The 26,106-nt window shown below is 48.8% G+C and carries 31 protein-coding genes, 1 other RNA gene and 1 pseudogene; 3 read left to right on the top strand and 30 right to left on the bottom strand.

The window, feature by feature from the left end; translation table 11 throughout:
• Window positions 1-13: 13 nt before the first annotated feature.
• The 9 genes and pseudogenes from hisIE to KNQ15_RS03485 form a co-directional block, all read right to left on the bottom strand.
• Window positions 14-629: pseudogene (gene hisIE / locus KNQ15_RS16730) on the bottom strand (bifunctional phosphoribosyl-AMP cyclohydrolase/phosphoribosyl-ATP diphosphatase HisIE).
• Window positions 626-1,375 (bottom strand): imidazole glycerol phosphate synthase subunit HisF, encoded by a 750-nt coding sequence (hisF, locus tag KNQ15_RS03520; protein ID WP_023469183.1) that lies wholly within the window; start codon window positions 1,373-1,375, stop codon window positions 626-628. The pseudogene hisIE and the gene hisF overlap by 4 nt, the downstream one beginning before the upstream one ends.
• Window positions 1,369-2,073 carry a 1-(5-phosphoribosyl)-5-[(5-phosphoribosylamino)methylideneamino]imidazole-4-carboxamide isomerase gene (gene hisA, locus KNQ15_RS03515; protein ID WP_029342450.1) on the bottom strand — a complete coding sequence of 235 codons (705 nt, stop codon included), beginning with the start codon at window positions 2,071-2,073 and terminating at the stop codon, window positions 1,369-1,371. The genes hisF and hisA overlap by 7 nt, the downstream gene beginning before the upstream one ends.
• Window positions 2,046-2,633: an imidazole glycerol phosphate synthase subunit HisH gene (gene hisH, locus KNQ15_RS03510; RefSeq protein WP_047393374.1), complete on the bottom strand. Its 588-nt coding sequence runs from the start codon at window positions 2,631-2,633 to the stop codon at window positions 2,046-2,048. Before hisH ends, hisA begins: the two co-directional genes overlap by 28 nt.
• Window positions 2,630-3,211: an imidazoleglycerol-phosphate dehydratase HisB gene (hisB, locus tag KNQ15_RS03505; RefSeq protein WP_047393370.1), complete on the bottom strand. Its 582-nt coding sequence runs from the start codon at window positions 3,209-3,211 to the stop codon at window positions 2,630-2,632. Before hisB ends, hisH begins: the two co-directional genes overlap by 4 nt.
• Window positions 3,184-4,155 (bottom strand): pyridoxal phosphate-dependent aminotransferase, encoded by a 972-nt coding sequence (locus KNQ15_RS03500; protein WP_047393367.1) that lies wholly within the window; start codon window positions 4,153-4,155, stop codon window positions 3,184-3,186. The genes hisB and KNQ15_RS03500 overlap by 28 nt, the downstream gene beginning before the upstream one ends.
• On the bottom strand, window positions 4,155-5,372 hold the full coding sequence (gene hisD, locus KNQ15_RS03495; RefSeq protein ID WP_035405944.1) for a histidinol dehydrogenase: 1,218 nt from the start codon (window positions 5,370-5,372) through the stop codon (window positions 4,155-4,157). Before hisD ends, KNQ15_RS03500 begins: the two co-directional genes overlap by 1 nt.
• Entirely contained in the window at window positions 5,369-5,980 is a 612-nt protein-coding gene (gene hisG, locus KNQ15_RS03490; protein WP_023469189.1) for an ATP phosphoribosyltransferase, read from the bottom strand. The genes hisD and hisG overlap by 4 nt, the downstream gene beginning before the upstream one ends.
• Complete coding sequence (locus tag KNQ15_RS03485) at window positions 5,981-6,802, bottom strand: ATP phosphoribosyltransferase regulatory subunit (protein WP_047393357.1); 822 nt, start codon at window positions 6,800-6,802, stop codon at window positions 5,981-5,983.
• Window positions 6,803-6,923: 121 nt separating this feature from the next.
• Between KNQ15_RS03485 and hisJ the strand changes: the two genes are divergently transcribed.
• Window positions 6,924-7,718, top strand: a complete 795-nt coding sequence (hisJ, locus tag KNQ15_RS03480) for a histidinol-phosphatase HisJ (protein ID WP_214727817.1) — start codon at window positions 6,924-6,926, stop codon at window positions 7,716-7,718.
• A gap of 36 nt (window positions 7,719-7,754) precedes the next feature.
• Here hisJ and KNQ15_RS03475 read toward each other — a convergent pair whose 3' ends face one another.
• The 3 genes from KNQ15_RS03475 to hxlA form a co-directional block, all read right to left on the bottom strand.
• Complete coding sequence (locus tag KNQ15_RS03475) at window positions 7,755-8,528, bottom strand: hypothetical protein (RefSeq protein WP_214727815.1); 774 nt, start codon at window positions 8,526-8,528, stop codon at window positions 7,755-7,757.
• 187 nt (window positions 8,529-8,715) lie between these two features.
• A complete protein-coding gene (hxlB, locus tag KNQ15_RS03470) occupies window positions 8,716-9,264 on the bottom strand; it encodes a 6-phospho-3-hexuloisomerase (RefSeq protein WP_214727813.1) in 549 nt (182 codons plus the stop codon).
• Window positions 9,265-9,900: a 3-hexulose-6-phosphate synthase gene (gene hxlA, locus KNQ15_RS03465; protein ID WP_214727811.1), complete on the bottom strand. Its 636-nt coding sequence runs from the start codon at window positions 9,898-9,900 to the stop codon at window positions 9,265-9,267.
• 204 nt (window positions 9,901-10,104) lie between these two features.
• Between hxlA and hxlR the strand changes: the two genes are divergently transcribed.
• Window positions 10,105-10,470 (top strand): transcriptional activator HxlR, encoded by a 366-nt coding sequence (gene hxlR / locus KNQ15_RS03460; protein WP_214727809.1) that lies wholly within the window; start codon window positions 10,105-10,107, stop codon window positions 10,468-10,470.
• A 55-nt stretch (window positions 10,471-10,525) separates the two neighbouring features.
• Here the strand turns inward: hxlR and KNQ15_RS03455 are convergent, their stop codons facing one another.
• The 16 genes from KNQ15_RS03455 to KNQ15_RS03385 form a co-directional block, all read right to left on the bottom strand.
• Window positions 10,526-11,035, bottom strand: a complete 510-nt coding sequence (locus KNQ15_RS03455; protein ID WP_214727808.1) for a GNAT family N-acetyltransferase — start codon at window positions 11,033-11,035, stop codon at window positions 10,526-10,528.
• Window positions 11,036-11,079: 44 nt separating this feature from the next.
• On the bottom strand, window positions 11,080-11,781 hold the full coding sequence (locus KNQ15_RS16725; protein WP_251137576.1) for an RNA-dependent RNA polymerase family protein: 702 nt from the start codon (window positions 11,779-11,781) through the stop codon (window positions 11,080-11,082).
• A gap of 143 nt (window positions 11,782-11,924) precedes the next feature.
• Window positions 11,925-12,476, bottom strand: a complete 552-nt coding sequence (locus tag KNQ15_RS16720) for an RNA-dependent RNA polymerase family protein (RefSeq protein WP_251137575.1) — start codon at window positions 12,474-12,476, stop codon at window positions 11,925-11,927.
• Between the two features lie 381 nt (window positions 12,477-12,857).
• Window positions 12,858-13,216: a transfer-messenger RNA gene (gene ssrA, locus KNQ15_RS03445) on the bottom strand.
• Window positions 13,217-13,274: 58 nt separating this feature from the next.
• Entirely contained in the window at window positions 13,275-13,745 is a 471-nt protein-coding gene (gene smpB / locus KNQ15_RS03440; protein WP_029342464.1) for an SsrA-binding protein SmpB, read from the bottom strand.
• Between the two features lie 32 nt (window positions 13,746-13,777).
• The gene (gene rnr, locus KNQ15_RS03435; RefSeq protein WP_214727806.1) at window positions 13,778-16,135 is read right to left on the bottom strand and encodes a ribonuclease R; all 2,358 of its coding nucleotides are present in this window, start codon (window positions 16,133-16,135) and stop codon (window positions 13,778-13,780) included.
• Window positions 16,136-16,149: 14 nt separating this feature from the next.
• Window positions 16,150-16,890, bottom strand: coding sequence for an alpha/beta hydrolase (locus KNQ15_RS03430; RefSeq protein WP_023469200.1), 741 nt, complete (start codon window positions 16,888-16,890; stop codon window positions 16,150-16,152).
• Between the two features lie 101 nt (window positions 16,891-16,991).
• Window positions 16,992-17,225, bottom strand: a complete 234-nt coding sequence (secG, locus tag KNQ15_RS03425) for a preprotein translocase subunit SecG (RefSeq protein ID WP_023469201.1) — start codon at window positions 17,223-17,225, stop codon at window positions 16,992-16,994.
• A gap of 137 nt (window positions 17,226-17,362) precedes the next feature.
• A complete protein-coding gene (gene rbsB / locus KNQ15_RS03420) occupies window positions 17,363-18,280 on the bottom strand; it encodes a ribose ABC transporter substrate-binding protein RbsB (RefSeq protein ID WP_214727804.1) in 918 nt (305 codons plus the stop codon).
• A 27-nt stretch (window positions 18,281-18,307) separates the two neighbouring features.
• Complete coding sequence (rbsC, locus tag KNQ15_RS03415) at window positions 18,308-19,276, bottom strand: ribose ABC transporter permease (protein ID WP_050678685.1); 969 nt, start codon at window positions 19,274-19,276, stop codon at window positions 18,308-18,310.
• 1 nt (window position 19,277) lies between these two features.
• Window positions 19,278-20,756, bottom strand: coding sequence for a sugar ABC transporter ATP-binding protein (locus KNQ15_RS03410; RefSeq protein WP_214727802.1), 1,479 nt, complete (start codon window positions 20,754-20,756; stop codon window positions 19,278-19,280).
• A gap of 12 nt (window positions 20,757-20,768) precedes the next feature.
• Window positions 20,769-21,158 (bottom strand): D-ribose pyranase, encoded by a 390-nt coding sequence (rbsD, locus tag KNQ15_RS03405; RefSeq protein ID WP_214727800.1) that lies wholly within the window; start codon window positions 21,156-21,158, stop codon window positions 20,769-20,771.
• On the bottom strand, window positions 21,155-22,033 hold the full coding sequence (rbsK, locus tag KNQ15_RS03400) for a ribokinase (protein WP_214727798.1): 879 nt from the start codon (window positions 22,031-22,033) through the stop codon (window positions 21,155-21,157). The genes rbsD and rbsK overlap by 4 nt, the downstream gene beginning before the upstream one ends.
• On the bottom strand, window positions 22,030-23,010 hold the full coding sequence (locus KNQ15_RS03395) for a LacI family DNA-binding transcriptional regulator (RefSeq protein ID WP_214727796.1): 981 nt from the start codon (window positions 23,008-23,010) through the stop codon (window positions 22,030-22,032). The genes rbsK and KNQ15_RS03395 overlap by 4 nt, the downstream gene beginning before the upstream one ends.
• A gap of 188 nt (window positions 23,011-23,198) precedes the next feature.
• Window positions 23,199-23,438, bottom strand: a complete 240-nt coding sequence (locus KNQ15_RS03390; protein WP_214727794.1) for a hypothetical protein — start codon at window positions 23,436-23,438, stop codon at window positions 23,199-23,201.
• 305 nt (window positions 23,439-23,743) lie between these two features.
• Window positions 23,744-24,088, bottom strand: a complete 345-nt coding sequence (locus KNQ15_RS03385; RefSeq protein ID WP_214727792.1) for a hypothetical protein — start codon at window positions 24,086-24,088, stop codon at window positions 23,744-23,746.
• Between the two features lie 135 nt (window positions 24,089-24,223).
• Here KNQ15_RS03385 and KNQ15_RS03380 point away from each other — a divergent pair, with 135 nt between their 5' ends.
• A complete protein-coding gene (locus KNQ15_RS03380) occupies window positions 24,224-24,544 on the top strand; it encodes a hypothetical protein (RefSeq protein ID WP_029342474.1) in 321 nt (106 codons plus the stop codon).
• A 136-nt stretch (window positions 24,545-24,680) separates the two neighbouring features.
• Here KNQ15_RS03380 and KNQ15_RS03375 read toward each other — a convergent pair whose 3' ends face one another.
• Together KNQ15_RS03375 and KNQ15_RS03370 are read right to left on the bottom strand one after the other, a co-directional pair.
• On the bottom strand, window positions 24,681-24,929 hold the full coding sequence (locus KNQ15_RS03375) for a hypothetical protein (RefSeq protein WP_231925650.1): 249 nt from the start codon (window positions 24,927-24,929) through the stop codon (window positions 24,681-24,683).
• Window positions 24,930-24,942: 13 nt separating this feature from the next.
• Window positions 24,943-25,854: an acyl-ACP desaturase gene (locus KNQ15_RS03370; protein ID WP_214727790.1), complete on the bottom strand. Its 912-nt coding sequence runs from the start codon at window positions 25,852-25,854 to the stop codon at window positions 24,943-24,945.
• Between the last annotated feature and the right edge of the window lie 252 nt (window positions 25,855-26,106).

Below are 26,106 nucleotides of genomic sequence, written 5' to 3'. Positions count from 1 at the left end.
ATGTGGATATGCTTTACCATTGTTCAATATCTGGGCGATCCTTGAACGTCGACTTTGTTCCGTGACGTTCGTTCAGGACAGCTTCGACTTCTTTGAAGGAGACACCGCGTTCAGCGAGCAAGACTGTTAAGTGGTACAACAAGTCTGCGGTCTCTTCGGCTAACGTATCGTTCCCGGCGAGGACGACTTCAAATGCCTCTTCACCGAATTTCTTCGCGATCTTCTCATACCCGGAAGCAATCAAATAATTCGTATAGGATTCTGCTTCCTTGGCGTCAATCTTCGCTTTGACGGTCTGTTCCAGTTCGTATAACATCGGGCACCTCCACTTCTGTATAGAAACAACTGCGATTTCCGGTATGGCATGTCGGACCGTTCGCTTTGACTGCGATCAAAAGACTATCCTGATCACAATCGATCCACATCCGTTTGAGTTCAAGCGTGTTTCCGCTTGTCTCCCCTTTCGTCCAAAGACGATTCTTCGTTCGTGAGAAGAAGGTGACAAGACCGGTCGCAAGCGTCTTATCATAGGCGGATTGGTCCATGAAGCCGACCATCAGGACATCGTTCGTCTGCTCGTCGACGACGACAGCAGCGACGAGTCCTTTTGAAAAATTCAATGTCGTCATCGGACTTCGACTCCCCGTTCTTTGAGGTAGGCTTTCGTTTCCGGCATCGTGTACGTCGCTTCATGGAAGATCGAAGCAGCTAAGGCTGCGTCAGCTCCTGCTTCCAACCCTTCCGCCAAGTGATCGAGTGTTCCGACACCACCAGAAGCAATGATCGGCACGTTGACGACTTCACGCAGACGACGAATCAAGGCAAGATCATACCCGTCCTTCGTGCCGTCAGCATCCATCGACGTGACGAGTAACTCACCGGCACCAAGCGCGACCGCTTCCTGTGCCCATTCGATTGCGTCACGTCCGACCGGTTGTGTGCCACCGTGTGAGAAGACTCCCCATGAGTCGCCGGTCTGCTTGGCATCGATCGCGACGACCGTCGCTTGGACACCGAACAGGCGGCTGACTTCTTGAATCAGTTGCGGATTTTGAAGCGCCGACGAGTTGAGCGAGACTTTATCAGCCCCGGCACGAATCAACCGTTTTGCGTCTTCGATCGTCTTGATTCCGCCACCAACCGTAAACGGCATGTAAATGACTTCCGCAACGCGTTCGACGATATCAAGCATCGTCTCGCGCCCTTCTTGCGTTGCTGAGATATCGAGCAGGACGAGTTCGTCCGCCCCTTGCTCGTAATAGTACTTTGCGACGGCGACCGGGTCACCAAGATCGCGTAAGTTCTGGAATTTAACCCCTTTGACGACACGTCCTTCCTTGACGTCAAGACAGGGAATGATCCGTTTCATCAACATACGCGTAACACCTCTTTTAAGGCGAGTGATCCGTCAAGTAACGCCCGACCGACGACGGCTCCGTCCATCCCGATTTCTTTCAGACGCGCGACGTCGTCAACTGTCGTCACACCACCGGAAGCGATCAATTCGACCCCTTCCCGTTTCAACCGATCGAGTCCATCAACGTCTGGTCCCATCATCATTCCGTCACGCGAAATATCCGTATACAGGAACGTCTTGATGCCTTTACCAATCAAGTGCGTCATTGCCTCTTCGAGCGTCCAACCACTCGCTTCAAGCCAGCCGCGTGTCTGGACGATGCCTTCTTTTGCATCCAAGGCTACAGCCAGTTTATCACCAGCGAGGGCAATCATCTGCTCAAGTAACGCTTCGTCTTCAAGAGCGACCGTGCCGACGAGAATCCGGTCGATTCCGGCACCGACGTACGCTTCGACGGTCTCGATGTTACGGACACCACCACCGGCTTCCACGAACAACCCGGTTTCTTTTTTGATGTCGGCGATCAAGTTCAAGTGCAACGGCTCACCGGCTTTCGCACCGTCAAGATCGATCAGGTGAATCGCCGTCGCCCCGTCTTCCTTGAAGCGCTTCGCGATCGTCAACGCATCACCGAAGAATGTCTGTTGATCAAAATCTCCTTGCTTCAGGCGCACCGCCTGTCCGCTCATTAAATCGATTGCTGGGTAGAGTTGCATGTCGTCTCTCTCCATTCCTTCAGTAGTTTCAATCCGACTTCGCCACTCTTTTCCGGGTGGAACTGCATCCCCGTGACTTGTCCTTTTTGGACGATCGCTGGGACGAGGCGTCCGTATTCGACCGAATCGACGATCCATTCTGCATCACAGACGGCACCGTACGAGTGGACGAAATAGACGGCTTCGCCATGGTTCGTCAGCTGGTGCCAACCCATGTGCGGCAAGCGGACGTCGCTCGGTAATTTTTCAATCGTTCCCGGTAAGATGCCGAGACCTTCCGTCAGTCCATCTTCGTCACTCGATTCAAAGAGCAGTTGCATCCCGAGGCAAATCCCGAGGAACGGCTTCTTTTCGGCTTGTTCTTTTAAGAAGTCGACCAGTCCCGTTTCTTTCAAGCGCTCCATTGCCGGTGCATAAGCACCGACACCCGGTAAGACAAGTGCTTCCGCTTGGTCGAGCAACTCCGTGTCACTCGTAACGATGACTGCTTCGCCGAGCTCCTTTAACGCCCGCTCGACGTTCGCGATATTTCCGACGCCATAATCGACGATTGCTATCATTGATCAATCAACCCTTTCGTAGACGGTACGCCTTCGCTCGTCACGGCAACTGCCTGACGGACGGCCCGACCGAGTGCTTTGAACAACCCTTCGATCATGTGGTGTGTGTTTGAACCATATAACACTTCGGCATGAATCGTCATCCGGGCACTCCGGGATAAGCCTTGGAAGAACTCTTCTGCGAGTTCCGTATCAAAGTCACCGAGCTTCGGATTCTTGAAACTAGCACGGAAGACTGTGAACGGACGACCGCTGAAGTCGAGCACGACCGACGCGAGTGCCTCGTCCATCGGTACACGCGATTCACCGTAGCGTTCAATCCCGGCTTTATCGCCGAGCGCTTCCGTCAATGCTGCCCCGAGGACGATCGCTGTATCTTCGACCGTGTGATGGGCATCGATCCACGTATCACCTTTGGCTGTTACCTTCAGACCAATCCGGGCCTGGAAGGCGAATAACGTCAACATATGATCAAAGAAACCGACACCCGTCTTAATCTCAACCGGACCTCCTGCGAGATCGACCTCAACCTTGATGTCTGACTCTGCACTTACTCGTTCGCTTGCGCCACGCCGCATCGTAATTCCTCCTCTACACACGTTTCTAATACTTGCATTGCTTCTGGTGATCCACAACTGACACGGAATGCCTGGTTAAACAGACGGATCCGTAATCCGGCGTCAGCACAACGCTGCGTAAAGCGTTCGGCTTCCGGATACTCGACGTAGACGAAATTCGCCGCACTGGGATATGTCTTGCCAATTGGCGCGAGAATTCGTTCGATTGCTTCACGGCTCGCATACGTTTCGTCTAAGACCCGATCGAGTTCCGGTTCTGCCATGATGGTGATGCCGACAGCTGCTGATAGACCAGAGACGTTATACGGTGATTTAATCTGTTCGATTTCTTCGATGATCTGTTCACTCGCGATGACAAAACCAAGTCGAAGCGATGCGAGTCCGAACGCTTTTGAGAGTGTCCGTAAGATGATCGCTTTCGGATACTCTTCTAATAGATGAAGCATCGACTGCTCGAGCGCAAAGTCGATATACGCCTCATCGATGACGACGTATTTGCCACTGTCGAGCAAACGACGGATGTCTGCTTCCTTGCGAAGGACTCCGGACGGATTGTGCGGGTGACTCAAGAAGATGATTTCACCCGGTGCTGCGATCAATCCCTCAACGTCAAGCGCCATCTCGTCCAGTAACGGCACGCGTTCAAACGGTGCCCGTGCCCGATCAGCATAGAACTGATACATGACGAAGTCAGGTTCCGAGGCGATGACCGGCATCCCAGGTCCGCCGTAGCGGGCACATAAGTAGCCGATCAGCTCATCCGAGCCGTTTCCGGCGACGAGTTGCGTCGGACGGACACCGGCGTACGTCGCGTACGATGCCTTGACTTGGTCGATGATCTCGACAGGATATTCATTTAAAGGGAACGTTGCGATCAATTCCTGGATCGCTTCAATCCCGACTGGACTGTGGGTCGTGAATCGTTCGTTTTGGTGTAATCGCATTAGTCTTCCCTCACTTCGATGGCTTGTGCGTGTGCTTCGAGTCCTTCGACTCGGGCAACGGTCTTCGCTGCGTTCGCGAGACGTTGTACGCCTGCGCGTGTGGCTTCGAGCATCGTCTGGTGACGCAGGAACGTCCGCGCTGATAATCCAGACGCAAAACGGGCTGTGCCGGATGTCGGCAAGACGTGGTTCGTTCCGGCGACATAATCGCCGAGCGTTTCCGGTGTCTCGTGACCGAGGAAGATCATCCCGGCGTGACGGATCGATTTGACGACTTCTTGTGGATTGGCAACGGCAAGTTCCAAGTGCTCCGCTGCGAGGCGATTCGCTTCTTCGATTGCTGTCTCGAGTGGAGCAACGAAGACGCCACCGTTTTCCATCGCACGACGGGCAATCTCTTGACGCGGCAATTGCTGTAAGCGTCGCTCGATCTCTGCATCCACAGCTTGTTTCATTTCTTCCGTTGGCACGAAGGCGATCGCGACAGCGTCACGGTCGTGTTCGGCTTGGGCAAGTAAATCGGCTGCGATCCGGTCCGGATGCGCTGTTTCGTCCGCGATGACGACAACTTCCGATGGACCAGCAACTGAGTCGATGCCAACGATCCCGTAGACTTGGCGTTTGGCTTCAGCGACGAAGCGGTTCCCTGGTCCGACGATCAAATCGACGGCTTGGATACTTTCTGTTCCGAATGTCAGCGCGGCGACAGCTTGCGCTCCACCAATCGTATAAATTTCTGTCACACCAGCGATGCGTGCCGCAACAAGAACCTCGTCACTTAAGTTCGTCATCGGCGTTACCATGACGACGCGTTCGACTCCGGCAACTTTCGCTGGAATCGCGTTCATCAAGACCGTCGATGGATAACTTGCCGCACCACCTGGTACATAGATCCCAACCGAATCAACAGGAACGAAGCGTTGACGTCGTGTCACGTCTGCTTCGACGAGTTCGATGTCAGACGGCAGTTCTTGTTCATGCCACTCGACGAGCCGTGTCGCCATCAACTTCAACGAGTCGATCAAGTTGGCGTCTGCCTGTTCGAACGCTTGCGTGATCCGTGTTTCACTGAGACGGAAATCTTCGAGATCGACCTGATCGAATTGGTTCGTGTAATCGCGGACAGCAGCGTCACCGTCTGTTGCGACGCGTTCGAGAATCGCACGGACCGCGAGTTCCGTGTCGCGATCGATGCTGAAAGGTTTTGTCGGTGTCATGATCGTGTCACTCCTTCTGTCAATTGCTCGAGCAAGCGGATGACTTCAACCCGCTTCCGTTTTAACGTCCATTCGCTCGTAAAGAACCGAGCGCTAATATCGATGATTTTTTCGTATTCGTTTAGTCCGTTCGCCCGTAACGTCTCACCCGTCTCGACGATATCGACGATTGCGTCAGCAAGTCCGAGTAACGGTGCCAACTCGACCGAACCGTTCAACGGTACGATGTCGACGTCGACACCGAGTTCGCTGAAGTAGCGTTTTGCGATGACCGGATACTTCGTCGCAATCCGGACGCGGCGTCCGCCTTCAAATTGCAAAGGCTCCTTCGCACAGACGGACATCCGGCAGACTCCGAACGGTAATTCTGCGAGTTCCGATAGTTCTTGATCCGATTCGAGTAAGATGTCACTGCCGGTGATTGCAACATCGAGAACTCCTTGAGCGACGTACGGGATCAAGTCCGATCCTTTCATAAAGACGAATTCGTGCTCGCCCCGTTTGACGATTAGTTCGCGTTCGATGGCTCCCCATGTCTCGACGCCAGCTTCTTTTAAATAACGTTCTGTCGCTTTCGACAGCCGTCCTTTCGTAATTCCGATTCGCATTTAGAGCACCTCCGCCAACCGTTCGACCGAGAATCCGATGCCGAACGCCTGTTGTTCTTGTCCGAATTGTTCATAGAGCCGGTCGTAGCGTCCACCGACGAGGACGGGTTCCGTCACACCTTCGATGAAACCATGAATCGTGATCCCGTCGTAGTACGTCTGTAAGCCCATTTGACCGAAGTCGAGATCGGCATTAACGGCTTCCGCGAGATCAAGCACGGCATTGAGTCGTGTTTCGTCGACGTACGGTAAGATCGTTTCTGCCCCTTCACGTCCGAATAATAAAGGAAGTTTCGCAAGTAAGGCATCATCGAGTTGACCCGCGATTCGCTTCAGTTCGATGACGTTACGTAAACGGAGCATCTGCGTCACTTGGTCGCGTAAGTGGTGATCACCGACACGCGTCTCAATCAAATGCTCGATTAGACCGGCATCGCCGATTGAGAGTGTGACTTCTTTTCCTGTCAGTTCTTCGACGAGTCGGACCGCGAGTTGAATTGCTTCGACTTCTGCGATTTGTCCCCGTTCTTCGAACCCGACTTGGAACTTCTCTTCCGGTTGAAAGACCGAGCCGCTGTAGAAGACACGTTTATATTGTTCGCGACCACGTTCGCTGAGGGCACGCGCGACACTAGTCGTAAAATCCATCCGAATCTGTTCCCGTCCACCGATTTCCTCAATTAAGGGGGTGATTAATCGGGTATAGTTAGATTGTTCGAGTCCATCTTCGAGCTGACGGATGACCCGTTGAAGCCGCGTTGCTGAGGCACCGACGTAATCCGTCGCTCCATCCTTGAGTCGAATCGTAGAAAATGATTGCATACTCCCACTCCTTTATCTTATTATCACTGTACCACGCTAAATTATTTAACGATAAGATACCGCGTTTCGGGCACATTGTCAATCGCTTTGCTTGCCAATTCTAAAAATCGGAGGGTTTATCATGCAATTATTGAAATGGGACGGTCACGTCCACAGTCCATATTGTCCACACGGTACGAAGGATCCACTTGAAGCCTACATCGAGCGTGCCTTAGAGCAAGGCTTAGAACGGATCAGCTTCACGGAACATGCCCCTTTACCTGAAGGTGTGACGGATCCTGCGCCAGATAATGATTCCGGGATGTCGTTCGCGACAGCCGATGCCTACCTGAAGGAATTGACGCAACTCCGCGAGACATACAAGAATGAGATTGATATCCGAATCGGGATGGAATTCGACTATTGGGAAGGGCATGTCGACGGCACGCGTGACATCATCGCCCGTTACGCTGACGTCTTGACCGACGGCATTCTCTCACTGCATTACTTATATATTGATGACAAGTACTACATGGTCGACTTCAGTAAGGAAAGCTTCGGTGAGATCGTCACGAAACTCGGAAGCGTCACGGCGGTCCATGAACGGTATTATGAAGGCATCCAAGCCCTCGTCATGACGGACCTCGGTGCACATCAACCGAAACGTCTCGGTCACTTGACGTTACCGACGAAGTTCATCCAAGCCTATCCGCTCGAATCGAATCCAACGAACCTCGACGACACGTTACGGAAGATCCGTCAGGCAAACTTCACGCTCGACGTCAACACGGCAGGACTCCGGAAGCCGTTATGTGGTCTTTCCTATCCTTACCCGGAACTCTTGCAAGTCACGCAGTCGTTATCGATTCCGCTCGTCTATGGATCAGATGCCCATCTCGCAAAAGATGTCGGTGCTGATTTCGATTTCAAATGGTAAACAAAAATCCGGATGCCGCAGCGTCCGGATTTTTGTTTAAGAATATGGAAAATCAGCAGAGTCGACAGGAGCAATCGATCGTGCAAATTTTTTTAATTGTGCTAGCGACACGTTACCGGACAGGAGGACGATTTGATTGTCCTCGACGTAATAGAGGTTCGTTCTCTTTTGTTTCTGCTCGAAATAAGCTGTCTGTCCGTTTGCAAGTGTTGTTTCCTTCCAGTCTTTGCTTTGAACGTCTTGCTTCGGAACAACGGTTAGCAGAATCGTTTGGGACTTCGTGTGGAAGAACCAGACACTATCGTCCCCATTAAGAGTTGAACTACTCATAATCGCTTGGAATGTTGAGAACGGTAAATTCAAACCGCGAGTCGAACCATCATCTTTTTTTATATTTTGAACGTCGTCATGTAAACCGCCTTTTAAAATCCAGTTCTTCTCTTGCTTGGTATACTCTAATACAGCAAGACGATCTGCTCCTTTTGGGTAATGCAGCGTCACGTAAGCATGATTCCCGAGGGCGACACTACTCCAGATATCGCCTTCAGTCGGATGCGCTTTTGTTCCATCTTTAAAGTAAAACGTCACGTGACGACGGAAATCCGCTTCAAACGAATCCTTTTCTGAAAAGTCTTCTGCTTTAATACGTTGTACGATGGCATTAGGTTCAGCACCATCCTCAGCAGTGTTATCATCAATCCATCGCGTTTGAAGTTGATTCAAAGGCGGAACTTTGTCCGGTTCTGCACAACCGGTCAAAATACTTGCAGCGAGTAATGCACTGATTACACCAATCCGTTGAAATCGCATAACAATCTCCTTTTCCTCTTTTTTCCTTTCTTTGAGTATCTCACGTTGCGGGACTAAGTCTTTAAGGAAATTACGAAAAGAGGGAAAGGAGAATTTCTGATTAATACGCATTCATACATGAAAAGATCTACAGACAAAAACAGACTAGCCCTCTTCTATTGAAGAGAACTAATCTGTTTCATATGCATCACTCTAAGTTGGCATGTTTCCCGTACATCGTTTGCGAATCAAGCTGCTTATCTTCCATGATCTGCAGAATCAAGGCATCATAGAACAACAACATCGTCTGTTCAAACAACGAGCCCATCGGTTGAACCGTCTCGTCCGCTGATGCCGTTTGTTCTTTCGGAACTCCGGGCAGTTTGACGACTAAGTCTGCTAACCGTGCTAACGTCGACGTCGAATTAATCGTGACGACGGCAACCGTTCCACCGAGTTGCTGTGCTTTCTCGACGATTGGTACCAACGTTTTCGTCTCACCTGATCCGGATCCGACAATCAACAAGTCACCCTCGCGTAAATTCGCCGTGACCGTCTCGCCGACGACATAAGCATCGAGTCCCATGTGCATCAGCCGCATGACAAACGCTTTTCCCATCAAGCCGGAGCGACCTGCTCCTGCGAGAAAGATTCGGTTCGCTTGAAGGACAGCATCTGCCAGTTCTTTCGTCTCGGTCGCATCGATTGCTTTGACCGTCGAAGTCAGCTCTTCGATAATCGTTTGAATGTGTGTCATTTACGCCTCTTGTAGCATCCGGTGCATCGTTGACGCTGTCTCTTGTTTATCATCTTGTCCCGTGATCCCACCACCGACGATGATCAGATCAGGACGTGCTGCGATGACTTCCGGTAACGTCTCCATCTTGATACCACCCGCAACAGCCGTTTTTGCGTTTGTCACAACCGATTTGATTGTCGCGAGATCTTCGAATGAGTTTTGACCGACTGCTTGGAGATCGTACCCTGTGTGGACACAGATGTAGTCGACGCCTAACGCATCAAGTTCTTTCGCACGTGTTGCGATATCTTTAACAGCAATCATGTCGACGAGAATCTGTTTACCTGATTTTTTCGCTTCTTCGACTGCTCCTTTGATTGACATGTCTTCCGCCGCACCAAGGATTGTCACGATGTCGGCACCATGTGCGACAGCTTGGCTGACTTCGTACCCAGCAGCATCCATGATTTTCAAGTCAGCGAGGACTGTTAAGTTCGGGAACGCGGCTTTCATTTCTTTAACGGCGCGGAGCCCTTCGTTGATGACGACCGGTGTGCCGATCTCAACGATATCTATATTGTCTTCCCCGATTTCTTTGACTAAAGCAATCGCACCTGCTGTATCGACTAAATCAATTGCGAGTTGTAATTTCATTTTATATCTCTCCCATTCTTCTCTGTATTGTCGTACCTGACACTTCCTTCGGACGTTCATGAAGGAACAGGACTAAATATAATCCTGATAGACGAACTTGAGAAGTACGCACTTTTAATTTACATAGTGCGGTTTTTCATACATAGTGCGGAAAAGTATACTGTCGACCGAAAGAAAGACTATACTAGAGCAGGAGGTGGATCAATGCCACATTTTGAAGACCGTCAGTTTAACTGTGAGAAGGAATTGACCCTCTCGATCATCGGGGGCAAATGGAAGATGCTCATTCTTTGGCACTTAGGCAAGGAAGGAACGAAACGCTTCGGGGAACTGAAAAGTCTGATGCCTGGGATCACGCAACGGATGCTCGTCAATCAACTGCGCGAACTCGAGGAACACCATATCATTCATCGGGAAGTCTATCCGGTCGTACCACCGAAGGTTGAATACTCGTTGACACCGCACGGTCATAGCTTAATGCCGATTTTAGATGCGATGTATGACTGGGGTAAGGATTATGCGAAAAACGTCCTGGAGATTGATTTCGAACAACATAAAATATCGCCATAAAAAAGATGCTCATGGGCTCGTCTCTTTTCAGAGATAAGTCCACGGAGCATCTTTTTTAGGATTCTTCCGTCGTATAGATTTTCGACATCGCCAGTTCATCGACGTATTCCCCATCGATGAAGAGTGACGCGATGCGTGTTCCTTCGATGTTAAAGCCAAACTTATGATAGAGCTCGATTGCCCGCAAGTTATCCTTGCGAACCGTCAACTCGAGTCGGATAAGTCCTGCTTCAATCGCAAAGGCATCCACCGCTTCAAGTAGACCTGCACCGAGTCCACGACCTGTGTAGGCGTCAAGCATGCCAATGACAAGATTCGCCCGGTGACGAATCCGACTCGGCTCACCACCAACGACGAGCACATAACCGACGAGTTGCTCGTCGACATCCACGACGAAGATGTCCGAGTTCGCAGCCTGACCGAACTTCTCGATGAACGCCTCCGCCTGTTCCGTTGACAGGACGCGTTCCTCCGGCTCATACAACATATATTTCGTTTCCCGATCAATGCGTCGCATCAAGTCCGATAAGGCTTTTCCATCCATCAATGTGGCACGTCGTATCATAGGTGTCAGCTCCGTATAATTAGTAGACTTGAATCATTATCATTTTAACTTAATCTTTTATTTATTTTGAGCCAATGTCTTTTAACTTGCTTTTTTATCATACTTTTACTAGGTAGTTTAGACATTATTTTATGAGCTCTATAAGCATATGTTACAAAGTTGCCGTATTCTTTATAATCGTAACCGAGATGAGTATATAGATCATATAATTCTTTCTTCGGACCCGGTCTTTTAGTTGCGTAGCCGATTCGTTTACTAGCTTTTGCTTTTTTATAGGCCCTTGTAAAATATTTAAACAAGCTTTTTTCTCTTATTCTTAAAAACTTTCCATCTGTAACAAATCCTAAATAATCCAAGCTTGATAGTATTTTTTTATCTTTGTTGATATCACTAATTTTATAAATTTGGTTATTTTCAAAAAATCTAACTTCAGTTTTTTCATATTGAATCTCTAATCCAGAAGATTCATATCTTTTTATTATTTCAAATATTTCTTCTATACAAGTGGAAGTTTTCGCCTTATCTATATTGTTAATCGGAATAATTAAAATTAAATCATCACAATATCTTCTGTACAATGAGTTTACATTCTTGCTTTTTGACCATTCTAATATTTCTTTATCAAAATTTATAAGATGTACATTTGAGAAAACAGCACTTATACCTGATCCTTGAGGTATTCCAAATATATTTTTATTATAGTGTAGATTATCTTTTTTAAATTCTTTAAATTCTTTAAATTCCATAATACGAGAAAGTCTCATACTCTTTAATCTTTTTATTCCATATTTTCTTTTCAAAAAACTATCTATATCTATTTTGTTTACATAAGAGTACTTAGTTATACTTTTAAAAACTTTATACCAGTTTTTTGGTAATTCATTAAAATTTAAAACTCTTTTAAATTTCTTTTTAAATGAGTATGAGAAATTTTATCAAAGAATTTTGTAAAATCCATTGAAATTATTAAGGCACTACTTTGATTGTGCATATGTTCAAAAACTTCGTATGCAAAGTCAATATTATTTTTACCTGGCTTATTATTTCTATAAGCAGTCGCAATATTATCTATTCCATGAGTTAAAGCATACGCGTTATAAGCATTGTTTAATAATTCACCATAATATTTATGTATAAAACTATCTTTGTGCGCTGAATACATAATATTTCGTTCTTTTTTACGAATAATTTTTTCTTCTACAATATTTCCTTCTTGATCTCTATTTTTTAAGGTAATGTATTTTTTAAATACTATTTCAAATTTTATAAACGGCAAAAAAGCATAAGAAGATATCCATTCAGCATCTTGAATGTCTTTCTTTATATGCTCTATTTCAACATTCTTATCGAAGTGTAAATAATTTTTGTTTTTATATTTAGTCCAATCAATATCAGAGCTAGAGAGGTCATGTAATCTTCGTGGTCCATTACTCTGTTCCAACAGAAAAACCTCCTAGCATGATGTTTTGGGATTAAAAAGCAAGAGCCCGTTGACCACTAAATCACCCTAATTAATTGCAGGATGATCTTAATAAACAATTGATTATAATTATCTCAAGGAGGCAATCATAACAGTGATGTGTGAAGACTTCATCCCGGCAGAGATTAGAGTCGCTATTCTCAGCCTGGTGTTCGCCCGGATGGTTTGTCAGGTTATGCTTGACAAAACAGAAACATCATACTTCTAAGACCATTTTCCTAGAACTATCTATTATTTTACTACTTTTCCTTCTTTTTGTCTAATTAGTCATACTAAAAAAAGCACATCTTTCCTAAACATCAGGATAGAAGTACTTTTTTTCGAAATCCTTAAGATTTCAGGGTATGGAGACGGTGGGAGTCGAACCCACGTCCGAAGGCATCGTATACTTAAGCTTCTACGTGTGTAGTCAATTTATTGGGATCTCGTCGTCAGGCTGCCAATTGACAGGCGTCCGTCCGACCAGTCTGATTCCATCTCTTCTCTTTCCCTCCAGACGGAAGGGTCCAAGCGTAGCCTGTTTAAAGTGAGACCCTAGAAATCAGCCGACCAGGCGACAGCTGCTAGGATCCGTAGCGGCAATTAAGCTGCTGCGAGTTGTGTGTTAGTTTTGCCAGTTATGGCTGGTGCGTTTTAACGAGGCCGACCCCTCGACACGCCACAGAAGACCGAACTACCCCCGTCGAATCCGTAACGTCCCCAAGATATAAAATTGGGGCTTTCCGAATACTAATATTCTAGCAGAAAAGTGTTACGGGTTCAATACTTTTGCTTATCGCGTAGTGCTCGATCGATATCACGCTTCGCATCCTTCTTCTTCAGGTCGTCACGTTTATCGAATTTCTTCTTCCCGCGTCCGAGTCCGATCAAGCATTTTGCGTACCCGTTCTTGATATAGACTTTGAGCGGAACAATCGTATAACCATCGCGTGAGACCGCACCGATCAAGTTCGCAATCTGTTTCTTGTGCAGCAACAGCTTCCGCGGGCGGAGTTGCTCATGGTTGTACCGGTTCCCCTGTTCGAAGTGGGCGATGTTCGAGTTCCAAAGAATCGCTTCTCCCCCGTCGAACCGGACGAACGCGTCGCCGATACTGATCTTTCCTTTACGGACCGATTTGATTTCCGTTCCCGTCAAGACGAGACCGGCTTCAATCGTATCCTCGATCGCATAATCGAACGAGGCCCGTTTGTTGTTTGCTAAGACTTTCGAATCTGTTCCCTTTGGCATGTTCATTCACCACATTTCCGATGCGGAAGCGCTTATTTGCGCTTCCGTTTCTTATTCGAGACCGCCTTATGGAATGGCGGTTTATCTTTCTTATTCTTTAACGAGAATCCTTTTCCCTTGCTTTGGTCGCTCTTACCCGACCGTTTCTTGCCACGACGATCGTCCTTCTTCTTGTCGTCGCGTTTTTGTCCCGGACGTCCACCGCTTGAGCGGATCGTCTTCGACTCAAACCGTTTCTTCGGTTGTCGCTCTGGCATCCCAACGACGCTGAAGTCAATCGTCCGTTCATCGATGTTGACGTTCGTGACCTTGATCTCGACGACATCCCCGATCCGGAACTGTTGCTTCGTCCGCTCACCGATCAGCTGATAGTTCGCTTCATCGTAGCGGTAGAAGTCATCCGTCATCGCTTGGATGTGGACGAGTCCTTCGATCGTGTTCGGCAATTCGACGAACATCCCGAAGTTCGTCACGCCACTGACGACACCTTCAAACGTCTCACCGATGTGTTGCTCCATATACTCGGCTTTCTTCAAGGCGTTCGTTTCCCGCTCTGCATCAACCGCGCGACGCTCGCGTTTTGACGAATGATCGGCGATTTCCGGTAAAATCTCCGAATAACGGTCTTGCGTCTTTTGTGACTTATCGTTGTAGATGACATATTCACGCAATAGACGGTGAACCATCAAGTCTGGGTAACGACGGATCGGTGACGTGAAGTGCGTGTAGTAGTCCGTCGACAGACCGAAGTGACCGATTGGTTCGATGTCGTATTTCGCTTGTTGGAGCGAACGGAGCATGACCGTACTGACGACGGCTTCTTCTGGTTCGCCTTCGACCGCATTCAGAATCGATTGCAACGTTTTCGGTGCGACTGACTCCCCTTTGCGTTCGACATTGATGCCGAAGTTACCGATGAACTTGAAGAACGTATCGAGACGTTCTGCTTTTGGCTCATCGTGGATCCGGTACATGAACGGCAGTTTTTGACGCTGGATGTGCTCCGCGACCGTTTCGTTCGCTGCAAGCATGAACTCTTCGATCAGCTTCTCAGCAACCGACCGTTCCCGGAGGATGATCTCGCTCGTCTTGCCTTCTTCGTTGACGAGGACCTTCGCTTCTGGGAAGTCGAAGTTGATTGCCCCACGACGCGAGCGGCGTTCGCGGAGGATTGCTGCGAGTTCCGCCATCTTGTCGAAGTACTCGACGAGATCCTGGTACTTCGCGATCACTTCTTTGTCTTCGCGCTCAATGATTTTCCGGACGTCCGTGTACGTCATTCGTTCCGTCGTCTTGATGACACTCTGGAATATCTCATGGTTGACGACAGCACCGTTCGCATCGATTTCCATGATACAGCTGAGCGTCAAACGATCAACGTGCGGGTTGAGCGAGCAGATCCCGTTCGAGAGACGGTGCGGAATCATCGGGATGACGCGGTCGACGAGATAAACACTCGTTCCGCGCTCACGCGCTTCTTCGTCGAGTGCTGAATCTTCTTTGACGTAATGCGAGACGTCGGCGATGTGGACACCAAGCTCGAAGTTACCGTTCGCTAATTTCTTGACGTGAACCGCATCATCGAGGTCTTTTGCGTCCGCCCCGTCAATCGTCACCGTCAATTCGTTCCGTAGATCGACGCGTCCGACTAAATCCTTCTCATCGATCTGATCCGGTACAGCGTTCGCTTCAGCGATCGCTTCCGGTGAGAAGTCGACATTGATGCCGTGCTTATGGACGATCGACAAAATATCGACGCCTGGGTCATTCTTGTGACCGATGATTTTCAAGACTTTCGCTGTTCCGGCGTAGCGACCGTCTGGATACTTCGTGATCCGGGCGAGGACTTTATGGCCATCGACGGCACCGAGTGTATCGGCGTCGTTCGCAACGACCGGTAAGAACGTCAGCTTCGTATCATCTGGTTCGATGTAGGCGATCGATTCGATCCGTCCTTTGGGACTGACGAACGTGCCGACGAAATCGGCTGGTCCGCGTGAGAGAATCTTGAGCAGTTTCCCTTCACGACGGTCGCCGCCGTTTGACTCGGCAAACACTTTGACGAGGACACGGTCGCCGTTATAGACGTTCTTCAGTTCCGGTGCCGGCAAGAAGATGTCGCCTTCTGAACCGTCTTCCGGTGAGACGAAACCGAATCCGCGTTGGTGGACGGAAATCTTCCCTGCGACTTGACCGATCTGCGCAAGCGTTCCGTACTTGTTCGAGCGTGTCCGGGCGATCAACCCTTCGTCTTCCATTGCATTTAGCGTCCGGATCAATTCCTTGAATGCTTCCGTATCCGCTAGTTCTAGCTTTTTCGTTAATTGATCAATCGACAACGGACGTTCTTCCGTCGTGATGACCGTTAGTATTCGTTCACGTAATTCCAACGTGACACCTCCAGTTACTTGCTCCAGTTCAATGACTCCAGGAAGTCCAAGATGTCAGAGTGGAGCTGGTCTTTTTCTTTGTCGAGCGTAATGACGTGACCTGAGTTCTCATACCAGATCAGCTCTTTTTGGAAGGCACTGACTCCATCATGGATGATGTTCGCGGAGTCGGTGTTGATCATGTGATCGTTGCGCGCTTGGACGACGAGCGTCGGTGCGTAGACGTCCTCGAGCGAATCGCGTGTCTCACGCAGCAGTTCCTGTAAGTCCTTCAAGGTCGGCATCGGTTCGAAGGACGCCATCTCGTGATCGATCTCTTCTTGCGATTTGCCTTCTCGCTTCTTGAATTCTCGTGCGTACTCGGTGACTCCTGCATACATGACTTCTTCACTTTTGATGTAGGCGGGTGCACACATCGGGATGACCGCTTTGACCGGACGGTTCATCGATAACTTCAACGACATGACGCCACCGAGCGACAGTCCACAAACGGCGATTTCGTCATAACCTTTATCGACGAGTTCCTGATATCCGGCAAGGACATCCTGCCACCAGTCGGCTGGCCCGGTCTTCGTCAGCTCTTCGGGTGGGGCAGCGTGCCCTTTATATTGTGGTGCTAGGGACGTATAGCCTTGTTTTTGCAAGTAGCGACCGAGGATGCGGACATCCGCGCTCGATCCCGTGAATCCGTGTAATAGTAAAACGGCACGTGGGCCGGCTTCGAAAAAGAATGGTTTTGGTAAAGTGATTTTCATAAAATGATTCCCCCTCTAACTCTATACCCCATATCCGGAAAAAATGAATATCGAGAAATACAAAAAACGACAGCGCGATCATACGGCTGTCGTTTCAATGCTCACTTATAAAAAGCGACGAGTAACGCCAAGATGAAGAGTAATGCTCCTAAGATAGACGCCACACGATTTAGGACCGCATCCAAGCCACGAGCTTTTTGGCGACCAAATAATTGTTCTGCTCCACCCGTCAATGCTCCGAGTCCGGTCGTACGACCTGACATCAATAGAACGACGATGATGAGAAGAACGGAAACGACGATGAGGCCGACAAGAGCCACGTTATGAATGATCATCGATGATCCTCCTTCAGTAATATACGCTTCTTTCATTATAGAGAAAAACAAGTACGGGAACAAGGAATAGATTTAGGAACTTTTTCCTGCCTGACGAAAATAGACACCTGAATCGTCGACTCAGGTGTCTCATCTCCTTATTGTTTGATCAATTCGAGATCAACTGGGATGTTCTTCTCGACTTTGTCGCCTTTTAAGTGCTTGATCGCTGTCTCGACACCCATTTTCCCGATCTTAGTCGGTTTTTGAGCGATCGTTCCTGCCATTTTTCCGTCTTTGACGGCTTTGACGGCGTCATCCGTTGCATCGAAGCCGATGACTTTGACATCGTTGAGACCCGCTGCTTTTAACGCTTCGACCGCACCGAGAGCCATTTCATCATTGTGCGCGAAGACGGCTTTGATGTCTTTGTTGTTTTGGAGGATGTTCTCCATGACCGACAATCCTTTTGCCCGGTCGAAGTTTGCTGCTTGTTTTGCGACGACGTCAAGTTTACCATCGACTGCTTCATGGAATCCTTTACCACGGTCACGAGTTGCGGATGCTCCTGGAATTCCTTCGAGTTCCACGACTTTTGCTTTATCGCCAACGAGTTCAATCATGAACTCACCTGCTTGTTTCCCACCCGCGACGTTATCCGACGCGATGTGTGCGACGACGTCGCCTGCTTCTGCATTGCGGTCAACTGTGATGACGGGGATGTTCGCATCGTTTGCTGTTTGGACGGCTGCACCGACTGCTGCTGAATCCGTTGGGTTAATCAAGATGAGATCAACCTTCTTTTGCACCATGTCTTCGATGTCGCTTGCTTGTTTTGCCGCGTCATCTTGCGCATCCGCGACTTGAAGCGTTGCGCCTTGTGCTTTTGCTTCTTGTTCTGCCCCTTCTTTTAACGAGACGAAGAATGGGTTGTTGAGAGTTGAAATCGAAAGACCAATCTTGAAGTCCTTCGTCTTTTTCTTCGTTTCACCGTTGCTGCTGCCTGGTTGTTCCGTCGAACAAGCTGCTGCGAAGACCATTAATGCCATCATGACGACTGCAAGTAGTTTTTTCATCTGTAAATCCTCCTTTTTGAGTGTGGGTTATGCTGCTTGTTTCCGGTCCGCGAGTACCGCGAACAAAATGACTAAACCTTTGACGACGAGTTGGAAGAACGAGGAGACACCAAGCAAGTTAAGTCCGTTGTTCAGTGTTCCGATGATCAAGGCACCGATCAAGGTACCGACAATCCAGCCACGACCACCTGAGAGGCTCGTCCCACCAAGGACGACCGCTGCGATGGCGTCGAGTTCGTACGATGTCCCCGCCGTCGGCTGTGCCGAGTTCAGACGGGACGTCAGGATGATGCCGGCAAGTGCTGCCATCAAGCCTGAGAGTGAGTAGATCATGATTTTAACTTTATTGACTTGAATCCCCATCAGCTTCGCTGCTTCTTCGTTGCCACCGATCGCATACGTGTAACGACCGAACGTCGTCTTCTTCAAGATGAAGTAGAGAACCGCGAAGGCGATCAACATCGTCAGAACCGGTACCGGGAAAATCCAGAAGTAACCGCGTCCGAACAATTCGAACCAGCCACCTTGGCTCAGACCAGTGATTGGTTTCCCGTCCGTATAGACGAGTGTCAATCCCCGGAAGATCGTCATCGTCGCAAGTGTTGCGATGAACGGTGCGACCTTCCCGAGTGAGATGACCATTCCGTTTAAGGCACCCATGACAGCTCCGACGATCAGACCAGCCAGAACAGCGATCAACGCTGACGTTCCGTCCGTCATCAGACCGGCGACGAAGGCGGACGAGAGAGCGAGAATCGAGCCGACCGATAAATCAATCCCACCTGTCAGAATGACAAACGTCATCCCGAAGGCAATCAAGGCATTGATCGAGACTTGTCGTAAGATGTTAAATAAATTATTCAGTGTTAAAAAGTCCGGTTCCATGATCGAGACGACGAGGACGATCGCGAACAATCCTGCGAGTGGTCCAAGCTTTTGTCCGATCCCAAGACGTCTCGGTTTTGCTTCCGTTACCTTGCCTTGCATCAATTCCATATCATTGTCCTCCTGTCGCAAGTGTCATGATGCTTTCTTGCGTCGCTTCCTGTCGTGTCAACATGCCGCTCATCTTGCCTTCGCGCATGACGTAGACCCGGTCGCTCATCCCGAGAATCTCCGGGAGGTCCGAGCTGACCATGATGATCGCGACACCCGCCGCAGCGAGTTCGTTCATGATGAGGTAAATCTCTTTCTTCGCCCCGACGTCGACACCACGTGTCGGTTCGTCGAGAATCAAGACTTTCGGTTGGGTCCCGAGCCATTTCGCAAGAACGACCTTCTGTTGGTTCCCGCCGGATAGTGACTTCGCCGGCTGGTCCATCGAGCTGTGCCGGACCGAAAGTGATTTCAAATATCCTTCTGCGAAATCACGTTCTGCCTGATCCTTGATGACACCGGATCTTGATAACGAACGAATCGTCGGCAGTGAGATGTTCTTACGCAGTGAAAAGTCGAGGAACAAACCTTCGCCTTTGCGGTCCTCGGTCAAAAAGCCGATCCCCTGGCGAATCGCGTCGTACGGTGTCTTGATTTTTAGCGACTGTCCGTTCAGTTCGATCGTCCCTTCTTTCAGGCGATCAACCCCGAACAGTCCACGCATGACTTCTGTCCGCCCCGCACCCATCAAACCCGAGAAGCCGATGATTTCGCCTGCCTTGACGGAGAACGAGACATCGTCGAACCGTTTCCCGCTCGCCTGTTTGACTTCAAGGACGGTCGCACCGATCGACACATCACGATCCGGATACCGTTCCCCCATCTCACGACCGACCATCTCCCGGACGATCTGTTCGAACGATGTCTCGGGAATCGCGTGCGTCGAGACGGAAATCCCGTCTCGTAAGACGGTGATCCGGTCGCAAAGCTCGAAGATTTCCTCCATCCGGTGTGAAATATAGACGATCGAGACACCTTGGTTGCGTAATGCCGTCGCGACGCTGAACAAGGCACGAATTTCCCGCTCTGTCAGTGCCGCTGTCGGTTCATCCATGATGATGACCTTCGCGTCCGTCATCAAAGCTTTCGCGATCTCAATCATCTGTTGCTGACCGACCGATAACGTCCGGGCGAGTTGATCGACGTCCATGAAGACGTTCAATTCCGCGAGTTCACGTTCTGCCTGCCGCTTCATCTCCCCTTGCTTGAGAATCCCGAAGCGTGACTTCAACTCCCGTCCGAGGAACAAGTTCTCCGTCACCGTCAAATCCGGGAGGATGTTCAGTTCCTGATGGATGAAGGCAATCCCCGCCTCTTCAGCAAGCTTCGGATTCTTATACTCGACGTCCTGTCCATCGACGCGGATCGTGCCTGCGTCCGCTTTATGAACACCGGTCAAAATCTTCATCAGCGTCGATTTCCCAGCACCGTTCTCTCCCATCAAGGCGTGGATCTCACCCGCAGCGAGTTCGAAGTCGACACCCTTCAGGACAGGGACGGGACCGAATGCTTTTTTGATACCTGTCATCTCGATACGCATCGCATGACCCCCTTAAAAGATTACGCCGGAATGGAAGATGACATTCGCGTACGGTGTCGCTTCTCCGGTCCGGATGATGACCTTCGCCTGCTGCGTCTGTTTCTTGAACTCCTCATGTGAGACGAATGTCGTCTCGATCTTCATATCTTCCAGTGCCTCGAGCACGTTCGGGTTCGCTTCTTTGATCTCTGTTGCCAGAGTCAAATGTTCGATCGCCATGTCACCGGCGACGACACGGACGACGTCGAGAAATGATGGTGTGCCGAGTTCCAGTGCTAAATCGATTCGGACGACCCCGTCTGGAATCGGTAAGCCGCAATCAGCGATGACGATCGTATCGGTATGACCAAGATCGGTCAGGACCTTACTGATATGACTGTTTAAGATACCGTGTTTCTTCATGCGTCTCCCTCCATCTGATCCCGTGTTGGCATGCCGCCTTGTGCGCCGAGTGCGCGGATGGATAAGCCGGCTGCTCGGTTCGCGAAACAAATTGCCTCGACGAGCGGTTGTCCTTCCGTTAACGCGACGGCTAAGGCGCCATTGAACGTATCCCCTGCTCCCGTTGTATCGACGACAGTCGTCTCGATCGCAGGAATTGTCACGATCGACTCTCCGTCATAGAAGCGTGCCCCGCGACTGCCTTCGGTTACGATCAGTTTATTCGGGTATTCCATCAGCCAATGTTCGATCGGCTGGTCTTGTCCGAAGATCAAGCCACATTCATGTTCGTTTGGCGTTAAGTACGTCACGTGTTCAATCAATTCCGGACTGAGTGACATCGCGGGTGCTGGATTCAATACGACTGGAATGCCGGCTGCATGTGCTTCGCGAGCCACGGTCTCGACCGTTTCGATTGGAATCTCGAGCTGGAGTAAGATGATTTCACTGTCTGCGAGAATCGGTGCGAGTGCGTTATCTGCAAACTTCACATGTTGATTGGCAGACTGAACGACGACGATCGAGTTGTCGCCTTCAGCAAGCGTGATATGTGCCGTTCCCGTACGTTCGCCTTCAATCGTTTGCAAGTGCGTCGTCTGCACCCCTTGCGTCTTGAAGTTTTCGCGGATGGCTTCACCGTTCGCATCACTGCCGACGCAACCGATCATTTCGACGGTACTGCCGAGACGCGCGACTGCCACCGCTTGGTTTGCACCTTTTCCACCCGGTACGGTATAAAAGGCATCCCCGATGACCGTTTCGCCTGCGCCTGGGCGGCGTTTACTTTCAACGACGAGATCCATCGAGATACTGCCGATGACACTGATTTGTTTCATGCTTCCTCATCCTTCCGTTTCGTCGTTTCCCGTTCGATGATCTCAACCGTCAACTCATGATGGACGGCGGCAATTGGTGTGCCTTCAATCCGCTGAATCAGGAGTTTCGCGGCTAGTTCCCCCATTTGATAGATCGGCTGCGCAATCGTTGTCAACGGTGGTGAAATCATTTGTCCGAGTTCGATCCCGTCATAGCCGATCACTTGTAGCTCGTCTGGAATCGTGATCCCGCGTTCCGCAGCGACCTGCACCGTTGCTGCGGCAATGACATCACTCGCGGCAAAGATCCCGTTGCAATGATAGTGATCAAACAGATAATTCGCGGCATCGAGCGCCCCTTGAAAGTGGAACGGTGACTCGATGCTTGCAACGAGATGCGTTCCGGCAACCTCTTCGAAGCCGTCCCGTCGTTTCTTGATCGTCGGGAGTTTCGAGGGACCACTGATGACAGCGAGTTCCGTCGCACCAGATGCAAGTAAAAATGATGCCGCCTTCTTCCCGCCTTCGTATCCGTTAGAGGTCACCGTCGGAATCGCTCCTTGTAACACACGGTCTAACGCTACGACCGGCACTTCGAGTTCTTCATAGTTCGGATTGTTCGAGTAGTTCGTCGTGATGATCAATCCGTCGACATGCATCGCCTCGAGTGACTTGATATATTCGCGTTCTTTCTGAAACTGTTCGTCTGTGTTACACAAAATGACTTGAAAACCATGTTGATGTGCCATATCTTCCACAGCCCGTGCGAGTTGTGGGAAGAATTGGTTCGTGATGTCTGGAACGATCAAACCGATCAATCCGGATCGTTTTTGGAACAACGATCGCGCGACCCGGTTCGGTCGATAATCCAATTGTTTGATTGCCTGAAGCACCGCCTTACGCGATTTCTCACTGACATAACCCTTTTCGTTCATGACGCGTGAGACCGTCGCGACGGAGACATGTGCCGCTTTCGCTACTTCCCGGATGGTCGACATGTTTCGCCACCTCTTTCTTTTGATAACGCTTACAAGAATCATCATATTGTGTAACCGGTTACACATCAATCTTTTTTCTTTAAAATATATTTTATTTTTTTCGAGTCCTTGGATTGGACCATAAAAAAAGAAGCCTGACACCGCATCAGACTTACGATCATTCCATATGATCATGCACGAATCATGTCTTAAATAAAGACGATCAATGAGAGACCAATCAAAATATTAATGAATCCTAACCAGTCCGTCGCTTTCGTATATAACGATGGCTTATTTTTTTTGACGCTATCGTTCAGGAACATCAGTGTCACGGCAATGACTGTCGTTACGCCGAGTGGCGCATTTAGAAAACTATCGGAGTACGTAAATAAGTTATTCATAATGTAGACACTGTTCAAGATGGACAAACCAAATAATACTTTCTGCATACAAGTCACTCCTATAATCACCAGGATGTTACGAAACCAACTACGATCTGATTTCGCGCTCCTTTCATTATAGAATATTCTTCCAGTCATCCTGCCTTACACTATTGAAAGAAAGTATTTGGATGCATATGCAAATACACCGCAAGACAGCATCACGCCATCTTACGGTGTATTTCTTGTTCTCTCAGTAGCACGTTAGGTTAGATTATTGATTTCCGGAAAAGACGGAAACTCCTGCGGGAAGAGCGGAAAGCGACGTCTTGGACGGAAATCAACGAACAATCGGAGTCTAGCTGACAAGACTTTCATCTCTTTGCTTTCCCGGCTCTTTTTCGCTCCACGAACAAACGTCGAATCAAAGCAACAAAGAACGCAACAATTGCTAGCGGCTCAAATAAATAAATCAATAGGAACGTGACATCGATGACGGCATCCTCCGGATTATAACGGATGATATAGAGCGCACCGGGTAAGATGGCAATCAGTCCGCCAATTCCGAGTGCCGTTCCCAAAATCAGACTCTGACGTGAAAATCGGCTCGTGATTTGATACAAACCGATGAATAGTATGAGTTCCGTAAAATAGATGAGGCGCAACGGGATGTCACCAATCGACGTATCAAGCCCTAAAAACAAAAACCGAAATAGCATGTCGATTCCCCCTTCCCTCTAGTTCTACCCCAAACAGCGTCCTCGTAATGCTTCATTTCCAGTTTCCCTGCATATCCTCGCTTCAATTAGGGAATAGCTAGAGAGTTACAGTCACATACAGAGAGTTGGGATCGGATGAAAGAAGAACACTCGATGAGGGTCGTCAGTTGTCTGAATGATTATTTCGAACGTCATCAGCAGCCTCTTCAAGTCGACCTATTGCGGGGGCTACCGCCGATCGTATTATTATTACGCGACGATGCGAAGCGCGCCTTTCCAAAGGAAGCGAACCTGCATGATGAATTATTACAGGATATTAAGCGTCTCGTTCAAGAATGTCTGGAGCCGGATACACTACGTGAACTTGGAATCGATGTAGATCTCCCAGATTTTTTCGTGACCCGTGCACCCCTTCATTCCCCTCATCATTATCTCGTTACGTTTATTGAAGATTGATTTCATATTAAAAAGTAGCTATTTCTTCCATCACGTGCACGTGTTTGCGTGAAAGAAGAAATAGCTGCTTTTTTATAGACGTAAAAAACCGGTAGAGCCGAAGCACTACCGGTTATACTTCTATGAAGAAGATTCCTTAATTCTCGACCTCAAGAATCGCTTCGATTTCGGCTTCTACTTCTTTGTTGACCATTTGTGAACGTTTTTTTCGTAACTCCAGATCCATTTCCTGATCGATGAAATGGTTCGTATGTTTATCAAAACAATCAAAACAAATCGGATAAAAGTCTTTTGCTTCTTTGTTCAATGAGTTGAATTCCCACGTATCGAGTTCCAAGTAACTGACTTGGTTGTTCGTTTCGGTTCCACAGATTTCACACTTCATGTTCATTGCCTCCTTAGACGTCGAGCTTCGCTTTTTCGAGTTGGCGTTCCTGACGTTCCTTGATACGCTTCAAACGTCCGTGATACTTCATGATGTTCGCTTGAGATTGCTTCGCTTCTTCGCTTGTCGGTTCCAAATCGGCGATTCCCCAGAATTTGACGACGACGTCTAATACTTGGTCGAAGTATTGGAGTGGTCCATAGTTCGTATCGACGGCAATCGTCTTCATGCGTTCCGTGAAGTCCGGCATGACAGCACCTGGCATCGAGAAGTTGATGATGACATCTTCGAAGAAGACGATGAAATTCGGGTCAAGCTCTAGGTGTGCTTTGACCGTGTCACGATAGAACGCATAATGCAGTGCTTCGTCCTTCGCTAGACGACGGAGTAGCGTTGCCAAATCCTTGTCATGCGCCCCTGCGATTTTCGCGACGTTGTTATAAAAGACAAGTGTCGCTAACTCTTGCAGTGACGTATATGCCATCGTCGCTAACGGGTTCGTGAAGTCCGGGAACCAGCCGTTCTCAACAACACGTTTTCTCAGTTGATGGAGTCGTGTCGGATTGACGTTTCGCGTGACGAGTAGATATGTCTCGAGTAAGTTCGAGTGCTGATCTTCTTCCGCTGTCCACGTCCGGACGAAATCATTGATGACTTCCATCGAGTTCTTGAATGTATAGTCTAAGTGTGACGTATACCATGGTAAATTGACTTCTGTCAGTAATGCCGTCTCGATTGCGACGATAACACCTTCCGGAAGCGTGACTTGGCTCTCATCCCAAGGAACGCGTTTAAACGACATCGCCTTATCCCATGGAATGAACTCGTGGTAGCTCCAGTCAATATTAGCTGAACGTTCCTTATGCAGTCGATATAACTCTTGAATACGTGGTTCTAAACGGATATCTAAATCTGAATTTAACATGATCGTATCTCCTTTAAACGTATTTTTCACCTTCATTGATTAAGGTGTAATTAATCGCTATAACTATTTAATTTGCACTTATTTATGAGTATAACATTTTAGCCGTCTAATGAGATAAATCAATTTTTTGACAGTTCATTTTAGTTTTGATGACAAAAGGGATTTTCGCGTTTGACATCGCTTGATATGTAAAAAACCTCCTATCCGTGTGTACGTATCACACGAATAGGAGATTTTCCTTATAGCTTATTC

It is taken from the genome of Exiguobacterium sp. s168 (assembly GCF_018619035.1).
Lineage (GTDB): Bacteria > Bacillota > Bacilli > Exiguobacteriales > Exiguobacteriaceae > Exiguobacterium_A > Exiguobacterium_A acetylicum.
The sequence above is the reverse complement of the archived record's forward strand: the minus strand, read 5'-3'. Positions and strand labels throughout refer to the sequence as shown.